This is a genomic window from Burkholderia sp. 9775_39 (genome assembly GCF_015712225.1).
GTDB classification, from domain to species: domain Bacteria; phylum Pseudomonadota; class Gammaproteobacteria; order Burkholderiales; family Burkholderiaceae; genus Burkholderia; species Burkholderia cenocepacia.
Genome location: NZ_JACCQC010000002.1, coordinates 250,204 through 273,200 on the forward strand (window position 1 = coordinate 250,204; position 22,997 = coordinate 273,200).

Annotated in this window: 25 protein-coding genes; 17 read left to right on the top strand and 8 right to left on the bottom strand. The window is 69.1% G+C overall.

Going from position 1 to position 22,997, the window contains the following annotated elements; genetic code table 11:
• The first annotated feature begins 335 nt into the window (after nucleotides 1-335).
• A complete protein-coding gene (locus H0X90_RS03905; protein WP_006486461.1) occupies nucleotides 336-626 on the top strand; it encodes a hypothetical protein in 291 nt (96 codons plus the stop codon).
• A gap of 114 nt (nucleotides 627-740) precedes the next feature.
• Here the strand turns inward: H0X90_RS03905 and H0X90_RS03910 are convergent, their stop codons facing one another.
• On the bottom strand, nucleotides 741-2,267 hold the full coding sequence (locus tag H0X90_RS03910) for an AMP nucleosidase (RefSeq protein ID WP_012493190.1): 1,527 nt from the start codon (nucleotides 2,265-2,267) through the stop codon (nucleotides 741-743).
• 129 nt (nucleotides 2,268-2,396) lie between these two features.
• Between H0X90_RS03910 and H0X90_RS03915 the strand changes: the two genes are divergently transcribed.
• The 5 genes from H0X90_RS03915 (at nucleotide 2,397) to H0X90_RS03935 (ending at nucleotide 5,903) form a co-directional block, all read left to right on the top strand.
• On the top strand, nucleotides 2,397-2,792 hold the full coding sequence (locus tag H0X90_RS03915) for a hypothetical protein (protein WP_006486478.1): 396 nt from the start codon (nucleotides 2,397-2,399) through the stop codon (nucleotides 2,790-2,792).
• A gap of 97 nt (nucleotides 2,793-2,889) precedes the next feature.
• Entirely contained in the window at nucleotides 2,890-3,888 is a 999-nt protein-coding gene (locus tag H0X90_RS03920; protein WP_006486428.1) for a homoserine kinase, read from the top strand.
• Nucleotides 3,879-4,688: a BPSS1780 family membrane protein gene (locus tag H0X90_RS03925; RefSeq protein WP_077190785.1), complete on the top strand. Its 810-nt coding sequence runs from the start codon at nucleotides 3,879-3,881 to the stop codon at nucleotides 4,686-4,688. Before H0X90_RS03920 ends, H0X90_RS03925 begins: the two co-directional genes overlap by 10 nt.
• A 188-nt stretch (nucleotides 4,689-4,876) precedes the next feature.
• Nucleotides 4,877-5,329 (top strand): MarR family winged helix-turn-helix transcriptional regulator, encoded by a 453-nt coding sequence (locus tag H0X90_RS03930; RefSeq protein ID WP_006496011.1) that lies wholly within the window; start codon nucleotides 4,877-4,879, stop codon nucleotides 5,327-5,329.
• A 154-nt stretch (nucleotides 5,330-5,483) separates the two neighbouring features.
• Nucleotides 5,484-5,903, top strand: a complete 420-nt coding sequence (locus tag H0X90_RS03935; protein WP_006486430.1) for an organic hydroperoxide resistance protein — start codon at nucleotides 5,484-5,486, stop codon at nucleotides 5,901-5,903.
• Between the two features lie 109 nt (nucleotides 5,904-6,012).
• Here the strand turns inward: H0X90_RS03935 and H0X90_RS03940 are convergent, their stop codons facing one another.
• Both H0X90_RS03940 and H0X90_RS03945 read right to left on the bottom strand, forming a co-directional pair.
• A complete protein-coding gene (locus tag H0X90_RS03940) occupies nucleotides 6,013-6,189 on the bottom strand; it encodes a DUF3563 family protein (RefSeq protein ID WP_006486452.1) in 177 nt (58 codons plus the stop codon).
• Nucleotides 6,190-6,269: 80 nt separating this feature from the next.
• A complete protein-coding gene (locus H0X90_RS03945) occupies nucleotides 6,270-7,379 on the bottom strand; it encodes a PHB depolymerase family esterase (RefSeq protein WP_006486448.1) in 1,110 nt (369 codons plus the stop codon).
• A gap of 258 nt (nucleotides 7,380-7,637) precedes the next feature.
• Here H0X90_RS03945 and H0X90_RS03950 point away from each other — a divergent pair, with 258 nt between their 5' ends.
• The 4 genes from H0X90_RS03950 (at nucleotide 7,638) to H0X90_RS03965 (ending at nucleotide 10,695) form a co-directional block, all read left to right on the top strand.
• A complete protein-coding gene (locus H0X90_RS03950; protein WP_006496013.1) occupies nucleotides 7,638-8,336 on the top strand; it encodes a phosphatase PAP2 family protein in 699 nt (232 codons plus the stop codon).
• Nucleotides 8,337-8,473: 137 nt separating this feature from the next.
• Complete coding sequence (modA, locus tag H0X90_RS03955; RefSeq protein ID WP_062885399.1) at nucleotides 8,474-9,268, top strand: molybdate ABC transporter substrate-binding protein; 795 nt, start codon at nucleotides 8,474-8,476, stop codon at nucleotides 9,266-9,268.
• Between the two features lie 10 nt (nucleotides 9,269-9,278).
• Nucleotides 9,279-9,956 carry a molybdate ABC transporter permease subunit gene (gene modB / locus H0X90_RS03960; protein WP_006486472.1) on the top strand — a complete coding sequence of 226 codons (678 nt, stop codon included), beginning with the start codon at nucleotides 9,279-9,281 and terminating at the stop codon, nucleotides 9,954-9,956.
• Between the two features lie 37 nt (nucleotides 9,957-9,993).
• Nucleotides 9,994-10,695 (top strand): sulfate/molybdate ABC transporter ATP-binding protein, encoded by a 702-nt coding sequence (locus H0X90_RS03965; RefSeq protein ID WP_069353247.1) that lies wholly within the window; start codon nucleotides 9,994-9,996, stop codon nucleotides 10,693-10,695.
• A 174-nt stretch (nucleotides 10,696-10,869) separates the two neighbouring features.
• Here the strand turns inward: H0X90_RS03965 and H0X90_RS03970 are convergent, their stop codons facing one another.
• From H0X90_RS03970 to H0X90_RS03980, 3 genes are all read right to left on the bottom strand, one after another.
• On the bottom strand, nucleotides 10,870-11,706 hold the full coding sequence (locus tag H0X90_RS03970) for a TOBE domain-containing protein (RefSeq protein WP_043205172.1): 837 nt from the start codon (nucleotides 11,704-11,706) through the stop codon (nucleotides 10,870-10,872).
• A 53-nt stretch (nucleotides 11,707-11,759) separates the two neighbouring features.
• Entirely contained in the window at nucleotides 11,760-13,385 is a 1,626-nt protein-coding gene (locus tag H0X90_RS03975; RefSeq protein WP_077190786.1) for a CHAD domain-containing protein, read from the bottom strand.
• Between the two features lie 139 nt (nucleotides 13,386-13,524).
• The gene (locus H0X90_RS03980) at nucleotides 13,525-13,908 is read right to left on the bottom strand and encodes a tautomerase family protein (protein ID WP_060212590.1); all 384 of its coding nucleotides are present in this window, start codon (nucleotides 13,906-13,908) and stop codon (nucleotides 13,525-13,527) included.
• Between the two features lie 113 nt (nucleotides 13,909-14,021).
• Here H0X90_RS03980 and H0X90_RS03985 point away from each other — a divergent pair, with 113 nt between their 5' ends.
• The 5 genes from H0X90_RS03985 to H0X90_RS04005 all read left to right on the top strand — a co-directional run bounded on the left by H0X90_RS03985 (nucleotide 14,022) and on the right by H0X90_RS04005 (nucleotide 18,714).
• Nucleotides 14,022-14,879 (top strand): LysR family transcriptional regulator, encoded by an 858-nt coding sequence (locus H0X90_RS03985; RefSeq protein ID WP_012493188.1) that lies wholly within the window; start codon nucleotides 14,022-14,024, stop codon nucleotides 14,877-14,879.
• Between the two features lie 37 nt (nucleotides 14,880-14,916).
• Nucleotides 14,917-15,840: a DMT family transporter gene (locus H0X90_RS03990; RefSeq protein WP_077190787.1), complete on the top strand. Its 924-nt coding sequence runs from the start codon at nucleotides 14,917-14,919 to the stop codon at nucleotides 15,838-15,840.
• A 67-nt stretch (nucleotides 15,841-15,907) separates the two neighbouring features.
• Nucleotides 15,908-16,687, top strand: a complete 780-nt coding sequence (locus tag H0X90_RS03995; RefSeq protein WP_006493112.1) for a sensor histidine kinase KdpD — start codon at nucleotides 15,908-15,910, stop codon at nucleotides 16,685-16,687.
• A gap of 76 nt (nucleotides 16,688-16,763) precedes the next feature.
• Nucleotides 16,764-18,107, top strand: a complete 1,344-nt coding sequence (locus tag H0X90_RS04000) for a hemolysin family protein (RefSeq protein WP_077190788.1) — start codon at nucleotides 16,764-16,766, stop codon at nucleotides 18,105-18,107.
• Nucleotides 18,108-18,129: 22 nt separating this feature from the next.
• Complete coding sequence (locus H0X90_RS04005; RefSeq protein ID WP_077190841.1) at nucleotides 18,130-18,714, top strand: thiamine phosphate synthase; 585 nt, start codon at nucleotides 18,130-18,132, stop codon at nucleotides 18,712-18,714.
• Nucleotides 18,715-18,771: 57 nt separating this feature from the next.
• Here the strand turns inward: H0X90_RS04005 and H0X90_RS04010 are convergent, their stop codons facing one another.
• On the bottom strand, nucleotides 18,772-20,424 hold the full coding sequence (locus H0X90_RS04010; RefSeq protein WP_077190842.1) for a DUF3459 domain-containing protein: 1,653 nt from the start codon (nucleotides 20,422-20,424) through the stop codon (nucleotides 18,772-18,774).
• A 318-nt stretch (nucleotides 20,425-20,742) separates the two neighbouring features.
• On the opposite strand from H0X90_RS04010, the gene H0X90_RS04015 reads away from it, so the two are divergent.
• Together H0X90_RS04015 and H0X90_RS04020 are read left to right on the top strand one after the other, a co-directional pair.
• Entirely contained in the window at nucleotides 20,743-21,450 is a 708-nt protein-coding gene (locus tag H0X90_RS04015; protein WP_006497276.1) for a class I SAM-dependent methyltransferase, read from the top strand.
• 97 nt (nucleotides 21,451-21,547) lie between these two features.
• A complete protein-coding gene (locus H0X90_RS04020; protein ID WP_077190843.1) occupies nucleotides 21,548-22,216 on the top strand; it encodes a glutathione S-transferase in 669 nt (222 codons plus the stop codon).
• Nucleotides 22,217-22,222: 6 nt separating this feature from the next.
• On the opposite strand, the gene H0X90_RS04025 is transcribed toward H0X90_RS04020, so the two are convergent.
• Nucleotides 22,223-22,876, bottom strand: a complete 654-nt coding sequence (locus tag H0X90_RS04025; protein WP_006486145.1) for a DUF1345 domain-containing protein — start codon at nucleotides 22,874-22,876, stop codon at nucleotides 22,223-22,225.
• Nucleotides 22,877-22,997 lie beyond the last annotated feature (121 nt).

The following is a 22,997-nucleotide window of genomic DNA, read 5'->3' on the forward strand; positions in this document are numbered from 1 at the left end:
CATGCGACGGAAGTGCGCTCCGGCGGCTCGCCGGGCGTGACTTTGTAACGCGCTGTTAATACCCGTTCACCGCCGCGCGCGGTCGAATGTCAAATCTCCGCAGTCGGCGCGGCACCATGCGGCGGGATCGGCCGCACCAGCCGGCCGCCAATGTCAAACGGCGGGCCCATCGCGTGCCTGCGCGCCGCCAATCCTCCGTAATAATCACGACTCGCCTTTTCCGTCGTGCCGCAGCACACTGCATTGTGTCGGCGCGGCGTTCCCCCGGTGGAACGGTCCCCCTCGCTTCCATCGCGTCGCGCCGGCCTATTCATCACGACACCACGGAAAAGAACATGCAACGCTCGCTGATCGCCCTCGCCTTTGCCGGCCTCGGCCTTTCGCTGTCCGGCCTCGCTCACGCCGTCAACGTCGACGTCAACATCGGCACGCCCGCGCCGGTCGTCGTCGCCCCCGCGCCCGTCGTGGTCGCCCCGGCGCCGGCGATCATCGTCGGCTGGCATGGCGACCGCTACTGGGACGGCCGCCGCTACTGGGAGCGCCGCGAGTGGGAGGATCACCAGCGCTATCGCGGTCGTGGCGGCTATCACTGCCCGCCGGGACATGCGAAAAAGGGCGAGTGCTGAGCGCCCGAGCGAAGGCCCGTCAGGCCCGCACGCGGAAGCAGAAAAACGAAGGCCGCACGCGAACGAAGGTTCGCGTGCGGCCTTTGTCGTTGCGCATGCCGCTGCGCGGTGGCGTTACTGAAACGCCACTTCCGCAAAGCTCCGCAGCTTGCGGCTATGCAGCTTGTCGAGCCCGTTCGTGCGCAGGATCTCCATCGCCTTCACGCCGATCTGCAGATGCTGGTCGACCTGCCCGCGATAGAACGTGTCGGCCATGCCCGGCAGTTTCAGCTCGCCGTGCAGCGGCTTGTCCGATACGCACAGCAACGTGCCGTACGGCACCCGGAAGCGGAAGCCGTTGGCTGCGATCGTCGCGCTTTCCATGTCGAGCGCGATCGCGCGGCTCTGCGACAGCCGCTGCACGGGCTCGCGATGGTCGCGCAGTTCCCAGTTGCGGTTGTCGACGCTCGCGACCGTGCCCGTACGCATCACCCGCTTCAGTTCCGCGCCCTCCAGCCGCGTGACCTCGGCCACGCCGCGCTCGAGCGCGAGCTGCACTTCGGCCAGCGCCGGAATCGGCACCCACAGCGGCAGGTCGGCGTCGAGCACGTGATCTTCCCGCACGTAACCGTGCGCGAGCACGTAGTCGCCGAGGCGCTGCGTGTTGCGCAGCCCCGCGCAGTGACCGAGCATCACCCAAGCGTGCGGACGCAGCACCGCGATGTGATCGGTGATCGTCTTCGCGTTCGACGGGCCGACGCCGATGTTGACCATCGTGATCCCGCTGCCGTCCGCGCGCTTCAGGTGATACGCGGGCATCTGCGGCAGGCGCGGCGGCGCGGTGCCCTCGGCCGGCTCGCTGCCGAGGTTCGCGTTGTACGTGACGACGTCGCCCGGCTCGACGAACGCGCTGTACTCGCTGCGGTACGCGCGCACCTCGGGATCGTCGCTTTCGGTCATCAGCGTGCGGCCGAGCTTCACGAACTCGTCGATGTAGAACTGGTAGTTCGTGTAGAGCACGTAGTTCTGGAAATGCGTGGGCGACGTCGCCGTGTAGTGACGCAGCCGGTGCAGCGAGAAGTCGACGCGGGCCGCCGTGAACAGCGCGAGCGGATGCGGCTCGCCCGGCGCCGGCTCGAACGTGCCGTTGACGATGCGGTCATCGAGATACGACAGGTCGGGCGTGTCGAAGATGTCGCGCATCGCGAGCAGGCGGTCGCGATCGAGTTCGCCCTCGAGATGGATGCCTTCCGGAAACGCGAAATGGATCGGAATCGGCTGCGACGACACGCCGATCTCGATCTTGACATGGTGGTTCTTCGACAGCAGACGCAGTTGCTCGCGGTAGTAGTTCGCGAAGAGATCGGGGCGCGTGACGGTCGTCTCGAATACGCCGGGACCCGCGACGAAGCCGTACGAGCGGCGCGAATCGACGTGCGTGTTGACGTCGGTCCGGATCCGCACGAACGGGTAGCACGCGCGCACGTGCTCGGTAATCGCTTCGTGGCGGCGATAGCGCGCGAACGCATCGCGCAGGAAGCCCGTATTCGTGTCGTAAATGGCGGACAGCCGCGCGACGGCGGCGACCGGATCGTCGAAAGCCTCGACCGACGGGCTTTCGGGCGACAGCACACGGTGCCGGCGGCTCAAATCGTTTTTCATTTTCATCACCTCGTCAGATCCGACGACATTACCACGGAACCCGGTCGCCCTTATGGCCGCCCCTGCGCACGCAGGGGCCGGATGGCGCGCAGTATTTGCTAAAATCGGTAGGTTCACTGGAGACTCATCATGAAGCCGCTCATTTTCGTCGCCGCTGCCGTCGCGTTTGCCGCCGCCGGCGTCGCTCACGCCGCCGGCGGCACGCCTGACGCCGACGCGCAGGCCCGGGCCGAGGCCAACGAAGCCGCCGGCCTGCCCGATCTCCGCAAGATCAACCGGCCGGGCGCCGAAGTCACGTCGAAAGTGGACTTCGCCGACATCCGCCGCACGCCGAGCTTCCACGAAAAGAGCAAGAACGGCACCGAAGTCACCGAGTACCGCGACCGCGGCAAGCCGGTCGAGATCGACGTGAAATCGAACTTCGGCACGCGCTACCAGATGAGCTCGACGCCCGACACGTCGCCGAAGCCGCACGACGCGGGCATCCCGATCACGCGCCTGCCGTCGCTGAACCTGCGCTACTGATTCCGTGGCGTGGCGCACCGGGCGCCGCGCCGCCCCTTCACCTGCTGTCGCGATGCACGCCGCCCGCGTGCCGACACCCTGACCTGACGCATCCCGCATGGCCGTTTTCACCGCTGTTTCCGACTCCGATCTCGCGCAATGGATGCGCCACTACGAACTGGGCGACGTGCTTGCGTTCCGCGGCATTCCGTCCGGTATCGAAAACAGCAATTTCTTCCTGACGACGACGCGCGGCGAATACGTCCTCACGATCTTCGAAAAGCTGACGGCGCAGCAGCTGCCGTTCTACCTCGACCTGATGCGCCATCTGGCCGCCCACGGCGTGCCGGTCCCGGACCCGATCCCGCGTGACGACGGCGCGCTGTTCGGCGAACTGCACGGCAAGCCGGCCGCGATCGTCACGAAGCTCGACGGCGCGGCCGAACTCGCGCCGGGGGTCGAACACTGCATCGAGGTCGGACAGATGCTCGCGCGCCTGCACCTCGCGGGCCGCGACTATCCGCGCAGCCAGCCGAACCTGCGCAGCCTGCCGTGGTGGCAGGAGAACGTACCGGCCATCGTGCCGTTCATCACGGACGCGCAACGCACGCTGCTCGAAGGCGAGCTCGCGCACCAGGCCGGCTTCTTCGCGTCGGACGACTATGCGGCGCTGCCGGCCGGGCCATGCCATTGCGACCTGTTCCGCGACAACGTGCTGTTCGCGCACGCGGCGCCCGGCACCGGTCACGACGTACGCCTCGGCGGCTTCTTCGACTTCTACTTCGCGGGCTGCGACAAGTGGCTGTTCGACGTCGCGGTAACCGTCAACGACTGGTGCGTCGACCTCGCGACCGGCGTACTCGACGTCGCGCGCGCCGATGCGCTGCTGCGCGCGTACCAGACCGTCCGGCCGTTCACGGCCGAGGAACGTCGCCACTGGAGCGACATGCTGCGCGCCGGTGCGTACCGCTTCTGGGTGTCGCGCCTGTACGATTTCTACCTGCCGCGCGCGGCCGAGATGCTCAAGCCGCACGACCCCGGCCATTTCGAACGCATCCTGCGCGAGCGTATCGCGCATACGCCCGCGCTTCCCGAGATCCAAACCGCATGCAACTGATCGAAGTGCCCGCGAAAACGGGCTATGTCTGGTTCCGTCAAGGCATCTGGCTGTTCCGCCGGAATCCGCTCGCGTTCATCACGCTGTTCTTCACGTACCTGCTCGCCATCACGCTCGTGTCGATGGTGCCGGTGATCGGCTCCGCGCTGCCGCTGTTGTTCATTCCCGGCATCGCGGTCGGCTTCATGGCCGCGTGCCGCGACACCGTGGCCGGCAAGACCGTGATGCCGACGATCCTCGTCGACGGCTTTCGCTCGTACGGCACCGTCGCGACCCAGCGGCTGCTCGCGCTCGGCGTGATCTACGTCGCGTCGATGGTGCTGGTGTTCGCCGCTTCGTCGTTCGTGGACGGCGGCGCGCTGTTCCACGTGATGATGGGCGCGGCCGACGAAGCGAACACGACGCCCGAGACGCTCGCCGCGCAAGGCACGCTCGGCGCGCTGTTCTTCGCGACGCTGCTCTATCTGCCGGTCGCGATGCTGTTCTGGTTCGCGCCGGTGCTGGTCGCATGGCATGACGTCCCGCCCGCGAAGGCGCTGTTCTTCAGCGTCGTCAGCTGCTGGCGCAATCGCGGCGCGTTCGTCGTATACGGCGTGCTGTGGTTCGCCGTCGCGCTCGGCACGTCGCTCGCGCTGTCGCTGCTGCTGCAGGCGCTCGGCGCCGGCGCGTATGCGCTGACGATCATGATGCCGGTGACGATCATCATCGTCACGATGCTGTACTGCTCGTTCTACGCGACCTATCGCGGCTGCTTCGGCGTGCAGGAGCCGGGCGCGCCGACGACGATGTCCGGCCGCTGAACCCGCTCTTTCGGCCGGCGCATGTCGGCCGCCGTCGCACTGTTTCGCGCCGGGTCGTCGCCCGGCGCGCTTCTTCTGATCCCTTTTCGCGTCTCGCCTTCCTCCGGCCACCCCTGTTCAATCGAATCTTTTGCGCGCAAAATAATTTGCGTACAAATCGTTCGCGCATCCGCCGCGCTTCCCGAACCATGGATCGCCTGCCCCCGCTGCCCCAGACGCTCGACGAGCAATTGTGCTTCGCGCTTTACGCGACTTCGCACGCGATGACGAAGGCGTACAAGCCGCTGCTCGACAAGCTGTCGCTAACCTATCCCCAATATCTCGCGATGCTCGTGCTGTGGGAGCGCGACGACATGGCCGTGAAGGACATCGCCGCGCGGCTCGACCTCGATCCCGCCACGGTCACGCCGCTGCTGAAGCGGCTGGAAGCGCTCGGCTACGTCGAGCGCGTGCGCAGCGCGGCTGACGAACGCGTCGTCAACGTGCGTGTGACGTCGGCCGGCCGTGCGCTGAAGGATCGCGCGCGCTCGGTGCCCGCCGAGCTCTTTTGCGCGATGCAGCAAACGCCCGAATTCCTGATCCGGCTGCGCGCCGATCTCCAGCAGTTGCGCGACGCATTGTCGGCGGCCAACGAACGCTGACGCGCCAAGCGCAGACGACCTCGCCCGGCGCTGCCGGGTTTTTCTTCAAAATTTCATTTGCACACTAATGATTTGTGCTCTATATTTCACTCGTGGCCGGCGACACCCGTCTGACCGGACCGCTTTTCTCCCTCTTCCCGACAGGAGCTGCACGATGAACATTCTGTACAAGACCAGCGCCACGAGCACGGGCGGCCGCGACGGCCGCGCGGTATCCGCCGACCACAAGCTGGAAGTGAAGCTGGCCGCGCCGCGCGAACTCGGCGGCACGGGCGCGGAAGGCACGAATCCGGAGCAACTGTTTGCCGCAGGTTACTCGGCCTGTTTCCTGAGTGCGATGAAATTCGTCGCGGGCCAGAACAAGCAGACACTGCCGGCCGATACGCAGGTCACGGCGGAAGTGGGCATCGGCCCGAACGACGCTGGCGGCTTCGGGCTCGACATCGAACTGCGCGTGTCGCTGCCGGGGCTCGACAAGGCCGACGCGCAGGCGCTGGTCGACAAGGCGCACCACGTGTGCCCGTACTCGAACGCCACGCGCAACAACGTGCCGGTGCGCCTGGCGGTCGTCTGACGCGACGCAGGGCCAGGAAAAATACAAAAAGGGCGCGTGCGGCACATGCCGCACGCGCCCTTTTGCGCGATTCGTCGAAATGGCGGGCCGCCAGGCCCGCGTGCGCCGCTTAGCGCGCGCCGATCGAATACGGGCGGTTCAGCGCCGCGTCGCGATCGATCTTGCGCATGCGGAATTCGAGGTCGTAGATGTCGGTGGCTTCGGCCAGGTACGCGTCGGTGCGCTCTTTCGCGGCCTTTTCAGCGTTCTTGGTCAGCATCAGGAAGAGGTGGCTCAGCAGGTACATGTTCGATCTCGCTATTCAAAGGTTCTGGACTAGGGTTTTCCCGAATTATAGGGAAAACCCTAGTCTTTGACCAGCGTCGATCAAACGATGCGTCGTTCGGTCGCCACAGTGCGCTGATTGGCTTCGAAAAAGGCCCAGATCATCGCGCTTGCGTCGGGGCCGACTGCCGCATGAAACGGCACGGCTTCGTCGCCGCCGGCCCATGCGTGATCGAGCCCTTTCACATGGCACAGCCGCACCACCGGCTCGCCGTCGCGGCACACATCGGTGATCTGGGCGCCCGTTTCGCGCGTCTCGACCCGTTCGCCGCCGCGCAGCGCGCCGCGGCTGTCGGCGAGCCCGTTCAGACGCATGAACTGTACGGTCAGTTGATCGGCATTCTTTGGCGCGACGACATGATCGCCGTCGCCCTGGACGATCAGCGCGGGCATGCCCGGATACGCGCCGCCCTCGACCAGCGCATCGACCGCCGCGGCCGGGTTCTGCCGCAGGCCGCGCCGCATCACGTCCATCGCGGTGATGCCGGAATTCGCCTCGCCCAGCGCCGGCCCCGAGTGCAATGCGACCGCCGCGAAACGGTCCGGATGGTGCAGTGCAAGAAGCGACGCCAGACCGGCGCCGGCCGACAGCCCCGCCACGTAGACGCGCGACGCGTCGAAGCCGTGTTCGTCGACCAGCGCGTCGACCAGCGACACCACCGCATTCGCCTCGCCGCGCCCCGCGCGGTCGGTGTCCTCATACCAGTGCCAGCAGCCGTGCGCGTGCGCGCGCAGCGACTGTTCCGGATACAGCACCGCGAAGCCGTGCTTGTCGGCCAGCAGGTTCATCCGCGTGCCCTGCGCGAATTCGTCTACCGACTGCTGGCAACCGTGCAGCATCACGACGAGCGGCATCGCGCCGCGTCGGCGGCCGGGCGGCACGTAGAGCCCGTACGCGAGATTCTGGACGAGGCGGCCGAGCGCGGGCGCCATCGGATGCTCGCCGCGCGTCCATTCGCCCGCGGCCCACGCGGCCGCGCGCGGCCGCACGCGCGATTCGCGTGGCGGGGACAGATCGGATACGGCGGAAGAGGTGGCGGCCTCGAGTGCGTCGCGTGTGATGCGCTGCGCATCGCGCGCCGCGCGCTTGGCGGCCGGAGACAGCATGCGTTTCATGCCGCCCAGCCATACCTTGGTCAGACTTTTGGTCATCGATCGGGCTCGCAGTCAGGAAAAATAGGGGCGCCATGAAGGCACCACAACGGGTGCATCGTTCGACTTTGTGCAATGCACCATAACATTGTTTCTGGGATTTTTCCTGCGCGCCGATAGTTCCCGGCGGCGCAAAAAACGGGCCTCATGCGGACGCGGCGCTATACTGGGGTTTCGCCGCTTGTATCCGTTGTAGTCGTTCTTCCCGGCTCGCGCGTTGATTTAAGCATCCTCCCCGCCTTCGTTCGTCCCCTTCCGATGTTCGACCTGTCCTCTCACCTGTGGATCATGATCACCGCGTTCGGCGGCGCCGGCCTGACCTTGCCGCTCGCGATCACGATTGCCGTCTGGCTCGCGCTCGGCTACTCGTGGCAGCGCGCGGCCGCATGGCTCGGCGTGCTCGCGGCCGCGATCGGCGTGGTGGCGCTCACCAAGATCGCGTTCCTCGGCTGGGGCATCGGCATTCGCGCGTGGGATTTCACCGGGTTCAGCGGCCATGCGATGCTGTCGACGTCGGTGTATCCGGTCGCGATTTTCCTCGCGCTGATCCGCACGCGCACGCCGGTGCGGATCGCCGGCATCGCGCTCGGCCTGGCGGCCGGCATCGCGGTGGGCGTGTCGCGCGTCGCGCTCGACGCGCATTCGCCGTCCGAATCGATCACCGGCTGCATCGTCGGCGCGATCGCCGCGCTCGCGTTCATCGCCGGCTCGTGGCGCGCGGTGCCGCACCGCTGGTCGGTGCCCGCGGTCGTCGCGAGCCTCGCGCTCGTCACCGTGGCGCTGCACGGCATCACGGTGCCGTCGCATCGCTGGGTCACGAAGGTCGCGCTGCAACTGTCGGGCCACGAGCGCCCGTTCGTCCGCGCGCGCTGGAAGGCCAACCCGAACTACCATCCCGCGTCGCAGCCGTCGTCGCTGCAGCGCACCGAATCGGCGCCGCGCACGCTTCACACGTGACCGGCAGCCCGGCCGTCACGCCCGCCCCTTTTCACGTCTGACCATTTCATGCGCACCGTCGCATGAACAGTATGTCGAGCGTTATAACCCGCCCTATATTACGATTACGGTTTCCACCCATTCGAAACGAATCCACCATGCGCTCAACCGTCCGTCCGCTTCGCCGCACCCTGCTTCGCCTGCTGCCGATCGCCACGCTTGCCGCCGGGTTCGCGTTCAGCGCGCCCGCTTCCGCCGCCGACGAACTGGTCGTGTCGGCCGCCGCCAGCCTGACGAACGCATTCAAGGCCGTCGGCGACGCGTACGAGAAGCAGCACCCGGACACCAAGGTGCTGTTCAACTTCGGCGCATCGGACGTGCTGATGCAGCAGATCGCCAAGGGCGCGCCGGCCGACGTGTTCGCGTCGGCCGACCAGAAGGCGATGGATCGCGCGGTGAACGAAAAGGTGATCGTGGCCGGCACGCGCCGCGATTTCGCGGCGAACTCGCTGGTGCTGATCGTGCCGGCGGACAGCCACGCGGCCGCGCCGACGTCGCTGAACGACCTGACCGCGCCCGGCGTGAAACGCATCGCGTACGGCGACCCGGCCTCGGTGCCGGTCGGCCGCTACACCGAGGGCGCGCTGCGCGCGGCCGGCGTGTGGGATGCGGTCAGCGCGAAGGGCGTGCTGGCCGCCAACGTGCGCCAGAGCCTCGACTACGTCGCCCGCGGCGAGGTCGACGCGGGCTTCGTGTTCGGCACCGACGCCGCGATCATGCCGGGCCGCGTGAAGGTCGCGCTGACGGTGCCGACCCGGACGGCCATCACCTACCCGATCGCCGTGGTCAAGGACAGCCGCCACGCCGCGCAGGCGCAGTCGTTCATCGATTTCGTCGCGTCGTCCCAGGGCCAGGCCGTGCTGTCGACGTTCGGCTTCAAGCCCGCCAAGTGAGCGACTCGCGATGCAAGACGCCTGGGTCCCGCTGCTGCTGTCGCTGAAGGTCGCCGGCTGGGCGACCGCGCTCGACATCGTGCTCGGCGTCGCGGCCGCGTTCGTGCTCGCGCGCTGGCGCTCGCCGTTGCGCGACGTCGTCGACTCCGTGCTGACGCTGCCGCTCGTGCTGCCGCCGACGGTGCTGGGCTATTACCTGCTCGTGCTGCTCGGCCGGCGCGGCGTGTTCGGCGCGTGGCTCGACACGCTCGGCATCGAGCTGGTGTTCACGTGGCAAGGTGCGGTGATCGCGTCGATGGTCGTCGCGTTTCCGCTGATCCTGAAATCGGCGCGCGCGGCGTTCGAAGGCGTCGACCCGCATCTCGAGCGCGCCGCGCGCACGCTCGGGCTCGGCGAAGTCGCGGTGTTCTTCCGCGTGACGCTGCCGCTCGCCACGCGCGGGATTCTCGCGGGCGCGCTGCTCGCGTTCGCGCGCGCGCTCGGCGAATTCGGCGCGACGCTGATGATCGCGGGCAACCTGCCCGGCCGCACGCAGACGCTGTCGGTCGCGATCTACGCGGCCGTGCAGGCCGGCGACGACAACACGGCCAATTTCCTCGTGCTGGTGACGTCGATCACCTGCGTGCTCGTGCTGCTCGCGACCGGCTGGCTCGTGCCGTCGCGCGCCCGGCGGAGCCAGCTGACATGAAGCACCTGTTCCATCCGTATCGCCGGCGGAGGCCCGCATGAGCCTCGTCGTCGACATCCGCAAGACCTACGCGAACGCCGAGCGGCGCTTCACGCTCGACATGTCGTTCACCGCGACGACGCAGCGCGTCGTGCTGTTCGGACCGTCGGGCGCGGGCAAGAGCATGACGCTGCAGGCGATCGCCGGGCTGCTGACGCCCGACGCGGGCACGATCACGCTGAACGGCGAGCCGTTGTTCGACGCCGCGCGCCGCATCGACGTGCCGACCCGCGAACGCCGGGTCGCGTACCTGTTCCAGGACTACGCGCTGTTCCCGCATCTGAACGTGCGGCAGAACATCGCGTTCGGGCTCACGTCCGGGCTGCGCAACCCGCGCGCGAAGGCGGTGCCGCCGGAGGTCGCGTACTGGCTGCGCGCGTTCGACCTCGAAGCGCTCGCGGGGCAATATCCGTCGCAGTTGTCGGGCGGGCAGAGGCAGCGCGTGGCGCTCGCGCGTGCGCTGGTCGCGCAGCCGCGCATCCTGCTGCTCGACGAACCGTTCGCGGCGCTCGACGGCGCGATGCGCCAGCGCATGCGCCACGAGCTCGCCGAACTGCAGGCGCGGCTCGACATCCCGATGGTGCTGATCTCGCACGACCCCGACGACGTCGCCGCGTTCGGCGACCAGGTCGTGCAGTTGAGCGAAGGACGCGTGCAGGCGAACCCGCCGCACGCCGAGTGGCCGACGCGCGTCACCTGAACGCGCGACGCCGTGGTCGTGAGCGTGGCGCCGGTCGCCACGTTGGAGCCTGAGAGAAGCCGCAGCGCGGCACATGCTGAAAGCGGACACGAAGCCGGTGCGATGCGGACGAACGCGGCACCGGCTTCGCGCCGTCACCGCACGCCGGCCACGGGAGCCGCGCGGGCGGCCGGGTCAGCCCGTCACCGCCAGGATCACGCTCGATGCCTTGAACAGCGCGATCGCCCGCCGGCCGGCGTCGAGCTGCAACGCATCGACGCTGTCGTTGGTCACGACGGCCGTCAGCGTCCCGCCGCCGTCGAGCGCGAGCGTCACCTCGCTGTTCACCGCGCCCGCCGCGACGGCGTCGACGCTGCCGTGCAGCCGGTTGCGCGCGGACACTTTCAGATCGGGCCCGCCATCGTCGACCGCGAGCACGACCCACGACGCCTTCACCAGCGCGCACGCGTCCGCCCCTTCCCGCAGCCCCAGCGCGTCGGCGCTTTCGTGCGTCAGCACGGCGACGACCGACTGTCCGCCGGGCAACGCAAGCGTCACCTCGTCGTTGACGGTGCCGCGCACGATCGACGCGACCTTGCCGAACAACTGGTTGCGCGCGCTGGTCTTCATCCCGATCCGGCCGATCAGCGCCCAGTCGACGTCGAAGCCGGCCACGGCCGCGCTCGCGGCCTCGATGAAGCGGCGATGCTCGCGCTCGATCGTGCGGAATGCGGCGATCAGCGACGTCGCGCGCGGCGTCAGCGTCGTGCCGCCACCGCCCTTGCCGCCCGTCGAACGCGCGACGAGCGGTTCGCCGGCGAGATTGTTCATCGTGTCGACCGCATCCCACGCGGCCTTGTAGCTGAGGCCGACGGCCTTCGCCGCGCGCGTGATCGAACCGGTGTCGCCGATCGCCGCGAGCAACGCGATGCGCGTCGCGCCGCCGAGCGTCTGGTCGCCGGCGCGCAGCCACAGCTCGCCGCCCAGTTCGAGCGGTTCGGCGGACGAGGAGGAATGCGGAGCGTCGGTCATCATCGGCATGCGTGCGGGAAACGGGCGGCCATTATAGGGTCGGCGCGCGGCGCTCAGCCCGGCTTGCCGTCGAGCTTCGGCGGCCGCAGGCTGGCCAGCAGCGTCTCGGCGTCGCGCGCCGCGCGCTGTTCGAGCGCGGCGCCGTAGCCGCGCACGAAACCGAGCTGATACGGCGGCGCCGCGAGTTGCTCGAGATGGTGCAGCGCAACCATCGCGTCGTTCGCTTCGCCGAGCACGCTCTGCACGCGCGTGAGCGTCTTGACCGTCTCGTTGCGCGTGCGGCGCGACGCGAGCGACGCGAAGAATTCGAGCGCGTAGCGCAGCCGCTTCGCGTCGATCCGCACCTGATGGCGTGCCGCCGTATCGAGCGACGTGAGCGACGGCGATCCATAGAGATGACCGAACAGCCGCCGCACGCGCTTGGTCGCGTGACGCCGCAGCGACGGTGCGTCGTCGCCGTCGGCCGCCGGCAGCGCGAGCGCGCTCAGCCATTCGAGCCAGCCGAGCGTCAGCCGCGCATAGCGGGCCGAATGCAGCGCCTGGCGCAGCTCGACGCGCGCGGCCATCGACTGCGCGCGGGCGGCGTCGAGCGTGCCGTCCCAGTCGCCGCCGCCGCCGTCGGCCGCGATCAGCGCGGGCAGGCTCTCGGTCGCGAACACGTCCCAATCGCGCACCGTGCCGAGCAGCGCGGCGAGCCAGCGCAGGTCGACGCCGAGCGTGTCCTTCCATTGATCGTCGGTAAAGCGCGGGAAGAAGCGCATCAGCGTGCGCAGGCGGCGCAGCGCGACGCGCATCTGGTGCACGAATTCGGGATCGTCGCGCTCGAGCACGCCGCATTCGTTGCCGAGCCATTGCGCGGTGATGTCGCCGGACAGCGCGAACAACGCGGCGCGCTGCGTGCGGATGCCGGTCAGGTCGACGGACTGCGCCTTGACCAGCACGGCGGCCACCGGTCCGCCCGCACAGGCGCGGTCGATCACGCTCGTCAGTTGCACGAAGGCGGGCCACGCGCCGCTCAGTTCGCGCGCCGCGGCAAACAGCGCATGCAGCGCGGCCGTGCGCGCGGCGACGGTTTCCCAGTCGGGCGCGGCCAGGCGCAGCTCGACGTAGCGGCGCGGCGGCTCGCCGCCGCCATGCAGCGTGATGTCGTCGAGCGTCATCTCGACCACGACGCCGCTGTCGTCGGCCCAGCGCCCGCGCCGCCGCTCGCTGACGATGCGCAGCGCCGCCGCCTGGGCGCGCGCTTCGTCGGTGTCCGGTGCAACGCCGCCGGTTTCGGCGGCCGCCGCATCGGCCTCGGCATCAGCTGCGGTACGTGTCGCGGGTATCGGCAGCGGCGTCGCGACGACGATCCCCGCGTGCTCCGCGTCGAACAGTTCACGCTGCGTGACGCCGGGAGCGAACGTCTGCGTGCGCGAGGCGACGACCCGCGTGCCGTGCGCGTTCGATTCGACCCAGGTCCACCAGTTCGCGCCGGGACTCCGCTCGGCCTCCTCGATCTGGCACGGCTCGATCGTCACGCGCTCGTGGCCGCGCCGCATCCGGACCTGCGGGCAGATCCGCCACGCGCGCACGAGTTCGGCGCCGAACTCGCGCTGCGCGCCCCGGGCGCGGCTCGCGCCCTTGACCGGCCACCCTTCCAGCGACAGCGACAACACGATTTCCAGCACACGCGACATGGAGGCTCCTGCACATGAAGGACCGCCGGCGCATCGACCGCGCCGGCGTCGCTCGTGAAGCAGCTTCCATAGTACACGCCGCCCAAACGCGCAGGCGTCGATCCAGCCCCGCCGCCCTGTGGCAGGTCAAGCCGGCACGTCAGACCGCGTATTGCGCGATGCCGTTGCCGAACGACCAGTCCTCCTTCAGCACTTCGACCAGACTGATGAATACGTCTTCCTGCCGCACGCCGGGCTGCTGCGCGAGGTTCTGGGCGATCGTCCGGTACAGCGCCCGCTTCTGCTCGAGCGTGCGCGTGTTGTTCGCGGTGATCTGGATCATCACGAGGTCGTCGCTGCGCTCGATATCGTAGTAGTGACGGCCGAACACGAAGTTCTCGGCCGCATGCTCGGTCACGACCATGAAGATGTCGTCCTCCGGCACGTTGAACGTGTGCATCAGCGCGCGGTGCACGCCGTCGACGAGGGCCCTGCGGTAGGCGGCCGGTTTGCCTTCGCGTACGGCGATACGGGTGAATGGCATGGTGCTGCTCCTGTCGGTGAGTGACGTTGAAGAACGAAAACACAGCGTCAGGTTAGGCGCGCCAACTTATAATGAACAGTCATTGATGAATATTTCATTCATTTTCATTTGAAATGAAAGTACTCGATCTCGATGCCGTCCGCGCGTTCGTGCTGGTCGCCGACCTCGCCAGCTTCACGCGCGCCGCCGATGCGCTCGGCACCACCCAATCGGCCGTCAGCCTGAAGCTGAAGCGGCTGGAGGCGCATCTCGGCAAGCCGCTGCTGGCGCGCACGCCGCGCGTCGTCAAGCTGGCCGCCGACGGTGAGAATTTCCTGCCGGCCGCCCGCGCGCTGCTCGACGCGCACGAACATGCGCTCGGCGCGATCTCGACCGGCACGGTGCGCCTGTCGCTCGGCGTCAGCGAGCACGTCGCGGTGCCCGACCTGCCGGCCGTGCTCACGAGCCTGCACCGGCAGGATCCGGGCCTGTCGCTGGAAATGCATCTCGGGGCGTCGACGAGCCTGCTGCCGCAATACGACGAACGGCGGTTCGACGCGGTGATCGTCCGCCACGAGCCCGGCGAAGATCCGCCGCGCGACGACGGCACGCTGCTGTTCACCGAGCCGCTGACCTGGCTCGCCGCGCCCGACTGGGCGCCGCGCGCCGGCGAGCCGCTGCCGCTCGCGGTGCTGGCCGGCCCGTGCGGCGTGCGGGCCGCCGCGCTGCGCGCGCTGGACCGCGCGGGGCTGCCGTGGCGCGAGCGCTTCACGGGCGGCGGGGTCGCGGCGGTCACGGCCGCCGCCGCGGCAGGGCTGGCCGTGTGCCCGCTCGCGCGCCGCGTCGCGCCGCGCACGCTGGTCGACGTCGGCGCGAAATTCGGGCTGCCGCCGCTGCCGCAATCGCAGGTCGTGCTGTATTCGCGCGTACGCGACGCCCGCGCCGCCGCCGCGTTGCGCAGGTTCGCCGACAGTCTTGCAATCTCGGCGTAAACTAGCGGGCTCCGCCGCAATCTCCAGACGAATTCCGATGAAGCTCGAAGCCCGCAAGCACCTCCGCGCCAACCTGCTGATGCTCGGCGCCGCCGCGATCTGGGGTTCCGCTTTCGTCGCGCAACGCCTGAGCCTCGACGTGATCGGGCCGTTCCTGTTCACGGGGCTGCGGTTCCTGCTCGGCGCGCTCGTGCTGGTGCCGCTGCTGACGGTCAATACCGCGTCGCGCGCGCAGCTCGCGGCGATCCGGCGCGAACCGGCTTTGCTGCTGCCGGGTGTCGCGCTCGGCGGGCTGCTCGCGGTGTCGATCTCGCTGCAGCAGTTCGGCCTGCAATACACGCGGATCGCCAACGCCGGCTTCATCAGCTCGCTGTACGTCGTGATCGTGCCGCTGATGGGCGTGTTCGCGCGCCACCGGATCGGCGCGGGCACGTGGTTCGGCGCGTTGCTGGCCGCGATCGGCCTGTATTTCCTCAGCATCGACGAGCACTTCTCGGTGCTCTACGGCGACTGGTTCCAGCTCGCGGGCGCCGTCATCATCGCCGCGCACGTGATGGCGGTCGGCCATCTCGCGAAACGTCACGATCCCCTCGTGCTCGCGTTCCTGCAGTTCGTCGTGTGCGGCGTCGCGTGTCTCGCGGTCGGGCTGGCCGTCGAACCGGTCAGCGTCGCGATGCTGCGTGGCGCGCTGCCGACGCTGCTGTACGGCGGGCTGCTGTCGGTCGGGGTCGGCTATACGCTGCAGGTCGTCGCGCAACGCGACGCGGCGCCCGCGCACGCGGCCGTGATCTTCAGCATGGAAGGCCTGTTCGCGGCGATCGCCGGTTGGGCCGCGCTCGGCGAAACGCTGACGCTGCGCGCGCTGGTCGGCTGCGCACTGATGCTCGCCGGCCTGCTCGCGTGCCAGTTGCTGCCGAACGGCGACGCACGGAAAAAGGACGAGGACGCGCTGCCGGCGTGACGCCCGCCGTCCCTATAATGGCGATTCGCGTGACTTTCACGCCAACCGCTTCCGACAGGCCTGCTCCGTGACGTCCACTTCCGTCGATCCCGCCGCCGACCTGCTGCGCGAACGCGCAGCGCACTACGCCGCCCAGGCGGCGCTGTTCCTGCGCGACCAGGCGCTCTCCACCGCGTCGCACGACCTGCGCAGCCCGCTGAATGCGATGCACAGCTGGGCCTACGTGCTCGAGCGCCAGCTCGCCAATGCCGATCCGAACCTGCAGCGCGCGCTCGCGGGCATCCGCACCGGCATCGACCAGCAGGTCGCGCTGATCGACGGCGTGCTCGACGCGCCGCGCGCGGAAACGCGCACGCTCGCGCTCGCGCCGCGGCCGTTCGCGCTGCGTGCGCTGCTCGACGACACGATCGCGCTCGTGCGTGTCGCGCTCGCCGACGCACGCCAGGTCGCGCTCGACGCGACGCTGCCGGACGGCGAGCCGTCGCTCACGGTCGACCGCGAACGCGTCGCGCAGGCGCTGTGGACCCTGCTGACGACGGCCGTCGAGGCCAGCGCCGCGGGCAGCCGCGTCGCGTTCGCGTGCACGCGCGACGGCGCGCAGTTCACCGCGCGCGCCACCTGCACGGTGAACGCCGACGTACTCGTCGACCCGGAACAACCGCACGCGTTCGAATCGTTCGCGCGGCGCGAAATGCTGCGCGAGCGCGACGCGAAACGCAGCGCGTGGACACTCGCGCTGTGCCAGCGCGTCGCCCTGGCGCACGGCGGCACGTTCACGCACGACGTGTTCGCCGACGGCGCGACCGCCACGATCACCTTCTCGATTCCCTGCGAGGCGCCGGTGTAAGCAAGCGGTCGCCCGATACATTACGAATTCCTTTCTGGCTCTATACTGATGAGCCTGTCATAACCGGAGCGATTCTTTGTTACAGATCTTCGCGCTCATCGGCGCGTTGTTCCTGGTGGCCCTGAACGGGTTCTTCGTTGCGGCCGAATTCGGCCTCGTCAAACTCCGCGCGACGCGCGTCAAGACCCTCGCCCGCAAGCACGGCCTGCGCGGGCGCATCCTCGCCGTCGTCCACGGCCGGCTCGATGCGTATCTCTCCGCATGCCAGCTCGGCATCACGCTCGCGTCGCTCGGCCTCGGCTGGGTCGGCGAACCGGCGTTCGCGCAACTGATCGGCCCGCTGCTCGACCTGATCGGCGTGCAGTCCGAACGCGTCGTGCATCTGATCTCGCTGGTGTTCGCGTTCTCGCTGATCTCGTTCCTGCACATCGTCGTCGGCGAACTGGCGCCGAAATCGATGGCGATCCGCCAGTCGGAGAAGGTCGGCCTGTGGGTCGCGCTGCCGCTCTACGCGTTCTACTGGGCGATGTATCCGGCGATCTGGGTGCTCAATACCAGCGCCAACGCGGTGCTGCGGCTCGCGGGGCTGTCGGCCGACCACGGCGGCGACGCGCACTATTCGACCGACGAGCTGAAGCTGATCCTGCGCAGCCGCCGCAACGCGGCCGGCAATGCGGCCCAGCCGGCGCGCGGCACGTACAGCAACGACGAATGGAACACGCTCGCGCATTCGCTCGATTTTTCGTCGATGAACGTGTCGGACCTGATGCGGCCGGCCCATGAAATGATCGGCCTGCGGCGCGACCTGCCGCTGCCCGACAACATGGAGATCGTCGCGCGGCACCGTTTCAGCCGCTATCCGCTGTTCGAGGATGCGTCGCGCGAACAGGTGAGCGGGCTGATCCACCTGAAGGACCTGCTGCTCGCGCGTCACGCGGGCGCCGCGCTCGACGATCTGTCCGACTACGTGCGCCCGGTTCAGTACGTGAAGCCCGACACGCCAGCGCTGGAGCTGTTCCGCCGCTTCCGCAAGGGCGCCCCGCACTTCGCGCTGGTCGGCAACAAGGGCGAGAAGCCGATCGGCTTCCTGACGCTCGACAACCTGCTCGGCGCGCTGGTCGGCCAGATCCACGACGAGTTCCGCCAGGGCGATGCGGACTGGAGCCGCCTCGACGACGGCACGCTGATGGGCAAGGGCAGCCTGCCCGTCGTGTCGCTCGAGCAGGCGCTCGGCATCGACATCGACGAAGGCCGCGCGGAATCGGTCGGCGGCCTCGTGATCCAGGCGTTGAGCGACCTGCCGACCGAAGGGCAGCGCGTGTCGTTCGACCGCTTCGACGTCGTCGTGAAGAAGATGAACGGGCCGCGCATCGTGCTCGTGCGCGTCTATCCGAAGATCGCGAAAGAGGCCGACGAATGACGGCCGCGCGTTGCGGCGCACGATGAACGCGCCGCTGCCGCGCTGCTGCGTGATCACGCCGGAACCGGCGTCCGCGTCGGCGGCCGATCGGGCCGCGTTTCTCGACCGGCTGTCGGCCGTGTTCGCGCGCGGCGAAACGCTCGTGCAACTGCGCGTGAAATCGCTCGACGCGGCCGCGTTCGCGGCGCTGGCCGCCGCGGCGCTCGCGCGCTGCGACGCCGCCGGTGCGCACCTGATGCTGAACGGCCCGATCGACGCAGCCGGCGTGATGCGGCTCGACGGCGCCGGCTGGCATCTCGACGGCGCCGCCTTGCGCGGCGTCATGCAGCGGCCGCTGCCGGCCGACCGGTGGGTATCCGCCGCGTGCCACTCGCAAGACGACCTGCTGCTGGCCGCACAGGCCGGCGCGGATTTCGTCACGCTGTCGCCGGTGCTGCCGACGCTCAGCCACCCCGGCGCGCCGACGCTCGGCTGGGCGCGATTCGACACGCTGGCCGCCCAGGCCGCGATGCCCGTGTTCGCGCTCGGCGGCATGACGCGCGCTCATCTCGACGACGCGCGCCGTCATGGCGCGTACGGCATCGCGGGGATTCGCGGGTTCTGGTAATTCGGGGCCTTCCGGGCGCGACTGCGCGCGGTCCCGCCGCGTCACAACTTCATCGGCTCATGCATTCAGGTTCGCACGCATCCCGCGCCACGAACCGTCGTCGATGCGACGCACGTCGTGCGTCAACGCGTAGCGATTGACGTCGCCCGTCAGCCACGCGACGAGCGAATACGGCGGCAACTCGCCTTCATCGACCCGGTCGCGCGCGCGCGCCGGCGTCTCGAACACCACCCGCCCGCCCGGTGCGTCGAACGGCACCGCGTCCGGCGACAGGTTCAACGCGATCGTCAAGGTTTCGTCGTCGGCGAGCCGCCACGATGCGCACAGCGCGTCGGCATCGCCGTCGCCGTCCGCCTTCAGCGCGCGTGCGTCCTGCGGCCGGCAATCGGACAGCCTTGGCGCGATCAGCTTCGCGCGCACCGCGAGCGCCGACTGCACGAAATGCGCACGATCGACGTCGCGCGCGGTTTCGTCGAAGACCAGCGGGATCTGCGGCGTGAGCAACGACAGCGCGAGCGCGGCCAGTCCGGCCGCCTGTCCGTGATCGCCGTGGCCGCTGTCGCGCCATGCGCCATCGGACAGCACGAGCGACGTCAGCGCCAGTCCGCCATCGGCGGCCATGCCGTCCGCCGACGCGGCCGGCTGGTACGCCGCGCCCGCCGCGGTCAGCGCGCGGGCGAGCGTGTGAATCGACTGGTGCGTGGAAATGCCCTCGTGGGCCGACGTGTCGCGCCCCGTGAGCCGGTGCAGCGCGCGTTCGCCGCAGCCGTTCCACTGCGCGTCGAAATGGGTATCGGCCAGATGCGCGGGGTGCCGCTCGCTGCCGAGCACGAGATGGATCAGCCGGTCGGCCGGCACGGCCGCGCGCACGCGGTCCGCGATCTCGCGCAGCCACGACACGCCGATCCGGTCGGCTTCGCGCAGGCGCAGCCCGTCGCAACGGTATTCGTCGATCCAGTACAGCGCGTTGTCGCAGAAGAAATCGCACACTTCCGGATGATCGAGCGCGAGCGGCGCGGCCTGCAGCGGATCGTCGCGCGTATGGAAGAACGGCCCTGCGTAGTGGCGCAGCGCATCGGTGCCGCTGCCGAAGCGCGCGTAGTCGAGCTCCAGCAGCACCGCGAGACCGTAGCCATGCGCGGCGTCGATCAGCGCCTTCAACGCGTCGGGGCCGCCTTCGGCCGCGAGCGGCGCGAACGGCAGGCTGTCGTGCGGCGACGCGAGCAGCTCCAGCGCGGTCACGCCGAGGCGCGCGAGCTGCGGCAGGCGACGGCGCACGGCGTCGAAGCCGCCCACCGCGTGCGGGCGAATCGCGTAGAGCGCGATGTCTTCCCACGCGCGCCCGTGCCAGAACGTATTGCGCCACGTGAACGCGCGCGGATCGACGACCTCGCTGGGGCCGTTGAGCCCTTCGGGTTGCGAGCGCGACGCGGGATCGGGAATCGACACGGTATCGTCGAGCCGATAGCGGTAACGCGCACCCGCGCCGCAGTCGACGAAGACTTCGAACCAGTTCGGGCCGGCGCTCGTCATCGGCACGAGCGTCGGGCCGTTGCCGATATCGAGTTCGAGCTGGACGTGGGTGCTGCCCGGCGCCCACACGCGGAAATGCGTGCGCGGCGTCGGGCTGAGCGCGCCGCAGGGCTGCGCGCCAAACGGCAAGCAATGGATGTAGTGCTGCGCGTACGGATCGTGCGGACAATCGGACATCATGCGCTCCTCGTGCGTACCGAGCGGCATGGCCGCGCCACTGGCGCAGCGCATCGGGGCCCGGCATGCGACGGCCAGGCTGGGGAGAGAAACGAGTATGCGCCGGATTCGCCACCGCGATGCACCGTGGTCAGACATTTTTAAATGCGAATCGACCCCGGCCAACCACCCGTGGAAACGGGCGACCGTCACGCGCCGGCGAGTCGGGTAGTCGGCATACCGGAATGACCGCTCGCCTTGTTGCGCCGGCCGCGCGCCCCTACGCTCTGCGTGATGCTCGCGGACACGTCGTCCGCGCACCGACCCGAGGACTCCGCCATGTCGCTTCCCGCCAGCGCCGCGAAATTCGATCCGTCACGCGCCCACGAATACGCCGAGCAATCGCGCATCGCGCTGGCCGGCTACGATGCCTGCCACGAACTCGCCGCGTGCATGCTCGCGTCGGCGATCGGGGCGGCCGATGCCCGGATTCTCGTCGCGGGCGCGGGCGGTACGGGGCAGGAAATCTGCGTCACGGCCGCGCTCGAACCGGGCTGGCGGTTCACGGCCGTCGACCCGTCCGCGCCGATGCTCGCGCTCGCGCGCTCGAACGTCGAAGCAGCGGGTTTCGGCGCGCGTACCGCGTTCGTCGAGGACGGCGTCGACGCATTGCCCGACGCGCCCGCGTTCGACGGCGCGACGCTGATCGGCGTGCTGCATCACGTGCCGGGCGACGACGCGAAAGTCGCGCTGCTGCACGCAATCGCGCGACGCCTGAAGCCCGGCGCGCCGCTCGTGCTCGCCGGCAACCATCGCCGCTACGCGGACCATCCGCGCCTGCTCGATGCGTGGCAGCAGCGCTGGCGCATGAAGGGTGCCACGCCCGACGCGGTGCGCGCGCAACTCGCGAAAATCCTGCAGGGCGCCGATCCGCCCGCATCCGAGGAAGCCGTGTTCGCGCTGCTGCGCGACGCGGGCTTCGACGCGCCGCTGCGCTTTTTCGCGAGCCTGTTCTGGGGCGCGTGGATCGCGGTGCGACGCGCGTGACGGTTCGATGCGGCCCGCGATGGCCCGCCCCACGCGATTCGCGAACGCGCCGCAGGCACTCGGTATGATGTCGTTCCCGCCCCCTTCCGGCCTCGACATGCTCACCGTCCATCACCTGAACAACTCGCGTTCGCAGCGCGTGCTCTGGCTGCTCGAAGAACTGGATGTGCCATACGAGATCGTGCGCTACGCACGCGATCCGAAAACGATGCTCGCGCCGGCCGAATTGCGCGCGATCCATCCGCTCGGCAAGTCGCCCGTCGTGACCGACGACGGCCGCACGTTCGCCGAATCGGGCGCGATCATCGAATACCTGGTCGAACGCTACGGCAACGGGCGCCTCGCGCCGCCGCCCGGCTCGCCCGAGCGGCACGACTACACGTACTGGCTGCACTACGCGGAAGGGTCGGCGATGCCGCCGCTGCTGCTCAAGCTCGTCGCGCTGCGGATCGCGCATGCGCCGATGCCGTTCTTCGCGCGGCCGATCGCGCGCAAGATCGCCGCGACGCTGCAATCGGGTTTCGTCGATCCGCAGATCGATCTGCATCTCGGCCATGTCGACGGCGCGCTCGCACGCAGCGGCTGGTTCGTCGGCGACGGCTTCAGCGCGGCCGACATCCAGATGAGCTTTCCGCTCGAAGCCGCGACCGCGCGCGGCGGCGGCAGCCGGTATCCGGCGATCGCGCGCTTTCTCGACACGATCCATGCGCGGCCGGCGTACCAGCGGGCGCTGAAGCGCGGCGGCCGGTACGACCTGCTCAAGTAACCGGCGTCAGCTCAGCAGCCCCGCCGCGACGTTGATCGACAAGCCGAGCACGGCCATGTTGAAGTAGAACGACAGGATCGACTGCGCGAGCACCGAGCGCCGCGCGGAGCGGTTCGCGAGCGACACGTCGGCCGTCTGCGACGCGACCGCGAGCGTGAACGCGAAATACAGGAAATCCCAGTAATCGGGCTCCGGGTGTTGGTCCGGAAAGCGGAGCGCGCGATCGCTGCTCGGCGAGCCGTAATAGAGCCGCGCGTAGTGCAGCGTGAAGATGGTCGGGATCAGGAACCACGCGCCGAACAGCGTCGCGCCCGTGATCGCGTAGTGGCTGAGCCCCGCGCTGAAGCCGACGCTCTTCGCGGTCGCGAGCTCGATCGCGATCGCCGCCACGCTCGCGACGGTCGCGAGGCACACGACGGTCAGCACGGTCGTCGCGTTTTCATCCTCGCGGATCGCGACTTCGCGCACCTTGTGATGATGCGCGGTGACCATGCGCACCCACATCAGCACGAGATACAGCCAGACCGCGCAGTCCCAGCCAATCAGTGCGCGCGCGGTCGGGCGCAGCGGAAACGGCAGCAGGACCGCGCACAGCACGCCGGCGACGAATGCCGCGACCATGCGCGGCCGGTTGCGTAATACCTGCGGATAAAGCGTCATCGTGTGATTCCGAAAGCGGATGGAAAGGATTCGGCCGGTGCGCGGGAAAGCCGCCGCGCCGGCGGGTAACGCGCCCCGATTATCGCCATTCCGTCGTGACGTGGCGATGGGCGCGAGCGCC

Coding starts and splice junctions, on each gene's coding strand:
- H0X90_RS03905 (WP_006486461.1), top strand. CDS start 336: ATGCAACGCTCGCTGATCGCCCTCGCCTTTGCCGGCCTCGGCCTTTCG.
- H0X90_RS03910 (WP_012493190.1), bottom strand. CDS start 2,267: ATGAAAAACGATTTGAGCCGCCGGCACCGTGTGCTGTCGCCCGAAAGC.
- H0X90_RS03915 (WP_006486478.1), top strand. CDS start 2,397: ATGAAGCCGCTCATTTTCGTCGCCGCTGCCGTCGCGTTTGCCGCCGCC.
- H0X90_RS03920 (WP_006486428.1), top strand. CDS start 2,890: ATGGCCGTTTTCACCGCTGTTTCCGACTCCGATCTCGCGCAATGGATG.
- H0X90_RS03925 (WP_077190785.1), top strand. CDS start 3,879: ATGCAACTGATCGAAGTGCCCGCGAAAACGGGCTATGTCTGGTTCCGT.
- H0X90_RS03930 (WP_006496011.1), top strand. CDS start 4,877: ATGGATCGCCTGCCCCCGCTGCCCCAGACGCTCGACGAGCAATTGTGC.
- H0X90_RS03935 (WP_006486430.1), top strand. CDS start 5,484: ATGAACATTCTGTACAAGACCAGCGCCACGAGCACGGGCGGCCGCGAC.
- H0X90_RS03940 (WP_006486452.1), bottom strand. CDS start 6,189: ATGTACCTGCTGAGCCACCTCTTCCTGATGCTGACCAAGAACGCTGAA.
- H0X90_RS03945 (WP_006486448.1), bottom strand. CDS start 7,379: ATGACCAAAAGTCTGACCAAGGTATGGCTGGGCGGCATGAAACGCATG.
- H0X90_RS03950 (WP_006496013.1), top strand. CDS start 7,638: ATGTTCGACCTGTCCTCTCACCTGTGGATCATGATCACCGCGTTCGGC.
- modA (WP_062885399.1), top strand. CDS start 8,474: ATGCGCTCAACCGTCCGTCCGCTTCGCCGCACCCTGCTTCGCCTGCTG.
- modB (WP_006486472.1), top strand. CDS start 9,279: ATGCAAGACGCCTGGGTCCCGCTGCTGCTGTCGCTGAAGGTCGCCGGC.
- H0X90_RS03965 (WP_069353247.1), top strand. CDS start 9,994: ATGAGCCTCGTCGTCGACATCCGCAAGACCTACGCGAACGCCGAGCGG.
- H0X90_RS03970 (WP_043205172.1), bottom strand. CDS start 11,706: ATGACCGACGCTCCGCATTCCTCCTCGTCCGCCGAACCGCTCGAACTG.
- H0X90_RS03975 (WP_077190786.1), bottom strand. CDS start 13,385: ATGTCGCGTGTGCTGGAAATCGTGTTGTCGCTGTCGCTGGAAGGGTGG.
- H0X90_RS03980 (WP_060212590.1), bottom strand. CDS start 13,908: ATGCCATTCACCCGTATCGCCGTACGCGAAGGCAAACCGGCCGCCTAC.
- H0X90_RS03985 (WP_012493188.1), top strand. CDS start 14,022: ATGAAAGTACTCGATCTCGATGCCGTCCGCGCGTTCGTGCTGGTCGCC.
- H0X90_RS03990 (WP_077190787.1), top strand. CDS start 14,917: ATGAAGCTCGAAGCCCGCAAGCACCTCCGCGCCAACCTGCTGATGCTC.
- H0X90_RS04005 (WP_077190841.1), top strand. CDS start 18,130: ATGAACGCGCCGCTGCCGCGCTGCTGCGTGATCACGCCGGAACCGGCG.
- H0X90_RS04010 (WP_077190842.1), bottom strand. CDS start 20,424: ATGTCCGATTGTCCGCACGATCCGTACGCGCAGCACTACATCCATTGC.
- H0X90_RS04015 (WP_006497276.1), top strand. CDS start 20,743: ATGTCGCTTCCCGCCAGCGCCGCGAAATTCGATCCGTCACGCGCCCAC.
- H0X90_RS04020 (WP_077190843.1), top strand. CDS start 21,548: ATGCTCACCGTCCATCACCTGAACAACTCGCGTTCGCAGCGCGTGCTC.
- H0X90_RS04025 (WP_006486145.1), bottom strand. CDS start 22,876: ATGACGCTTTATCCGCAGGTATTACGCAACCGGCCGCGCATGGTCGCG.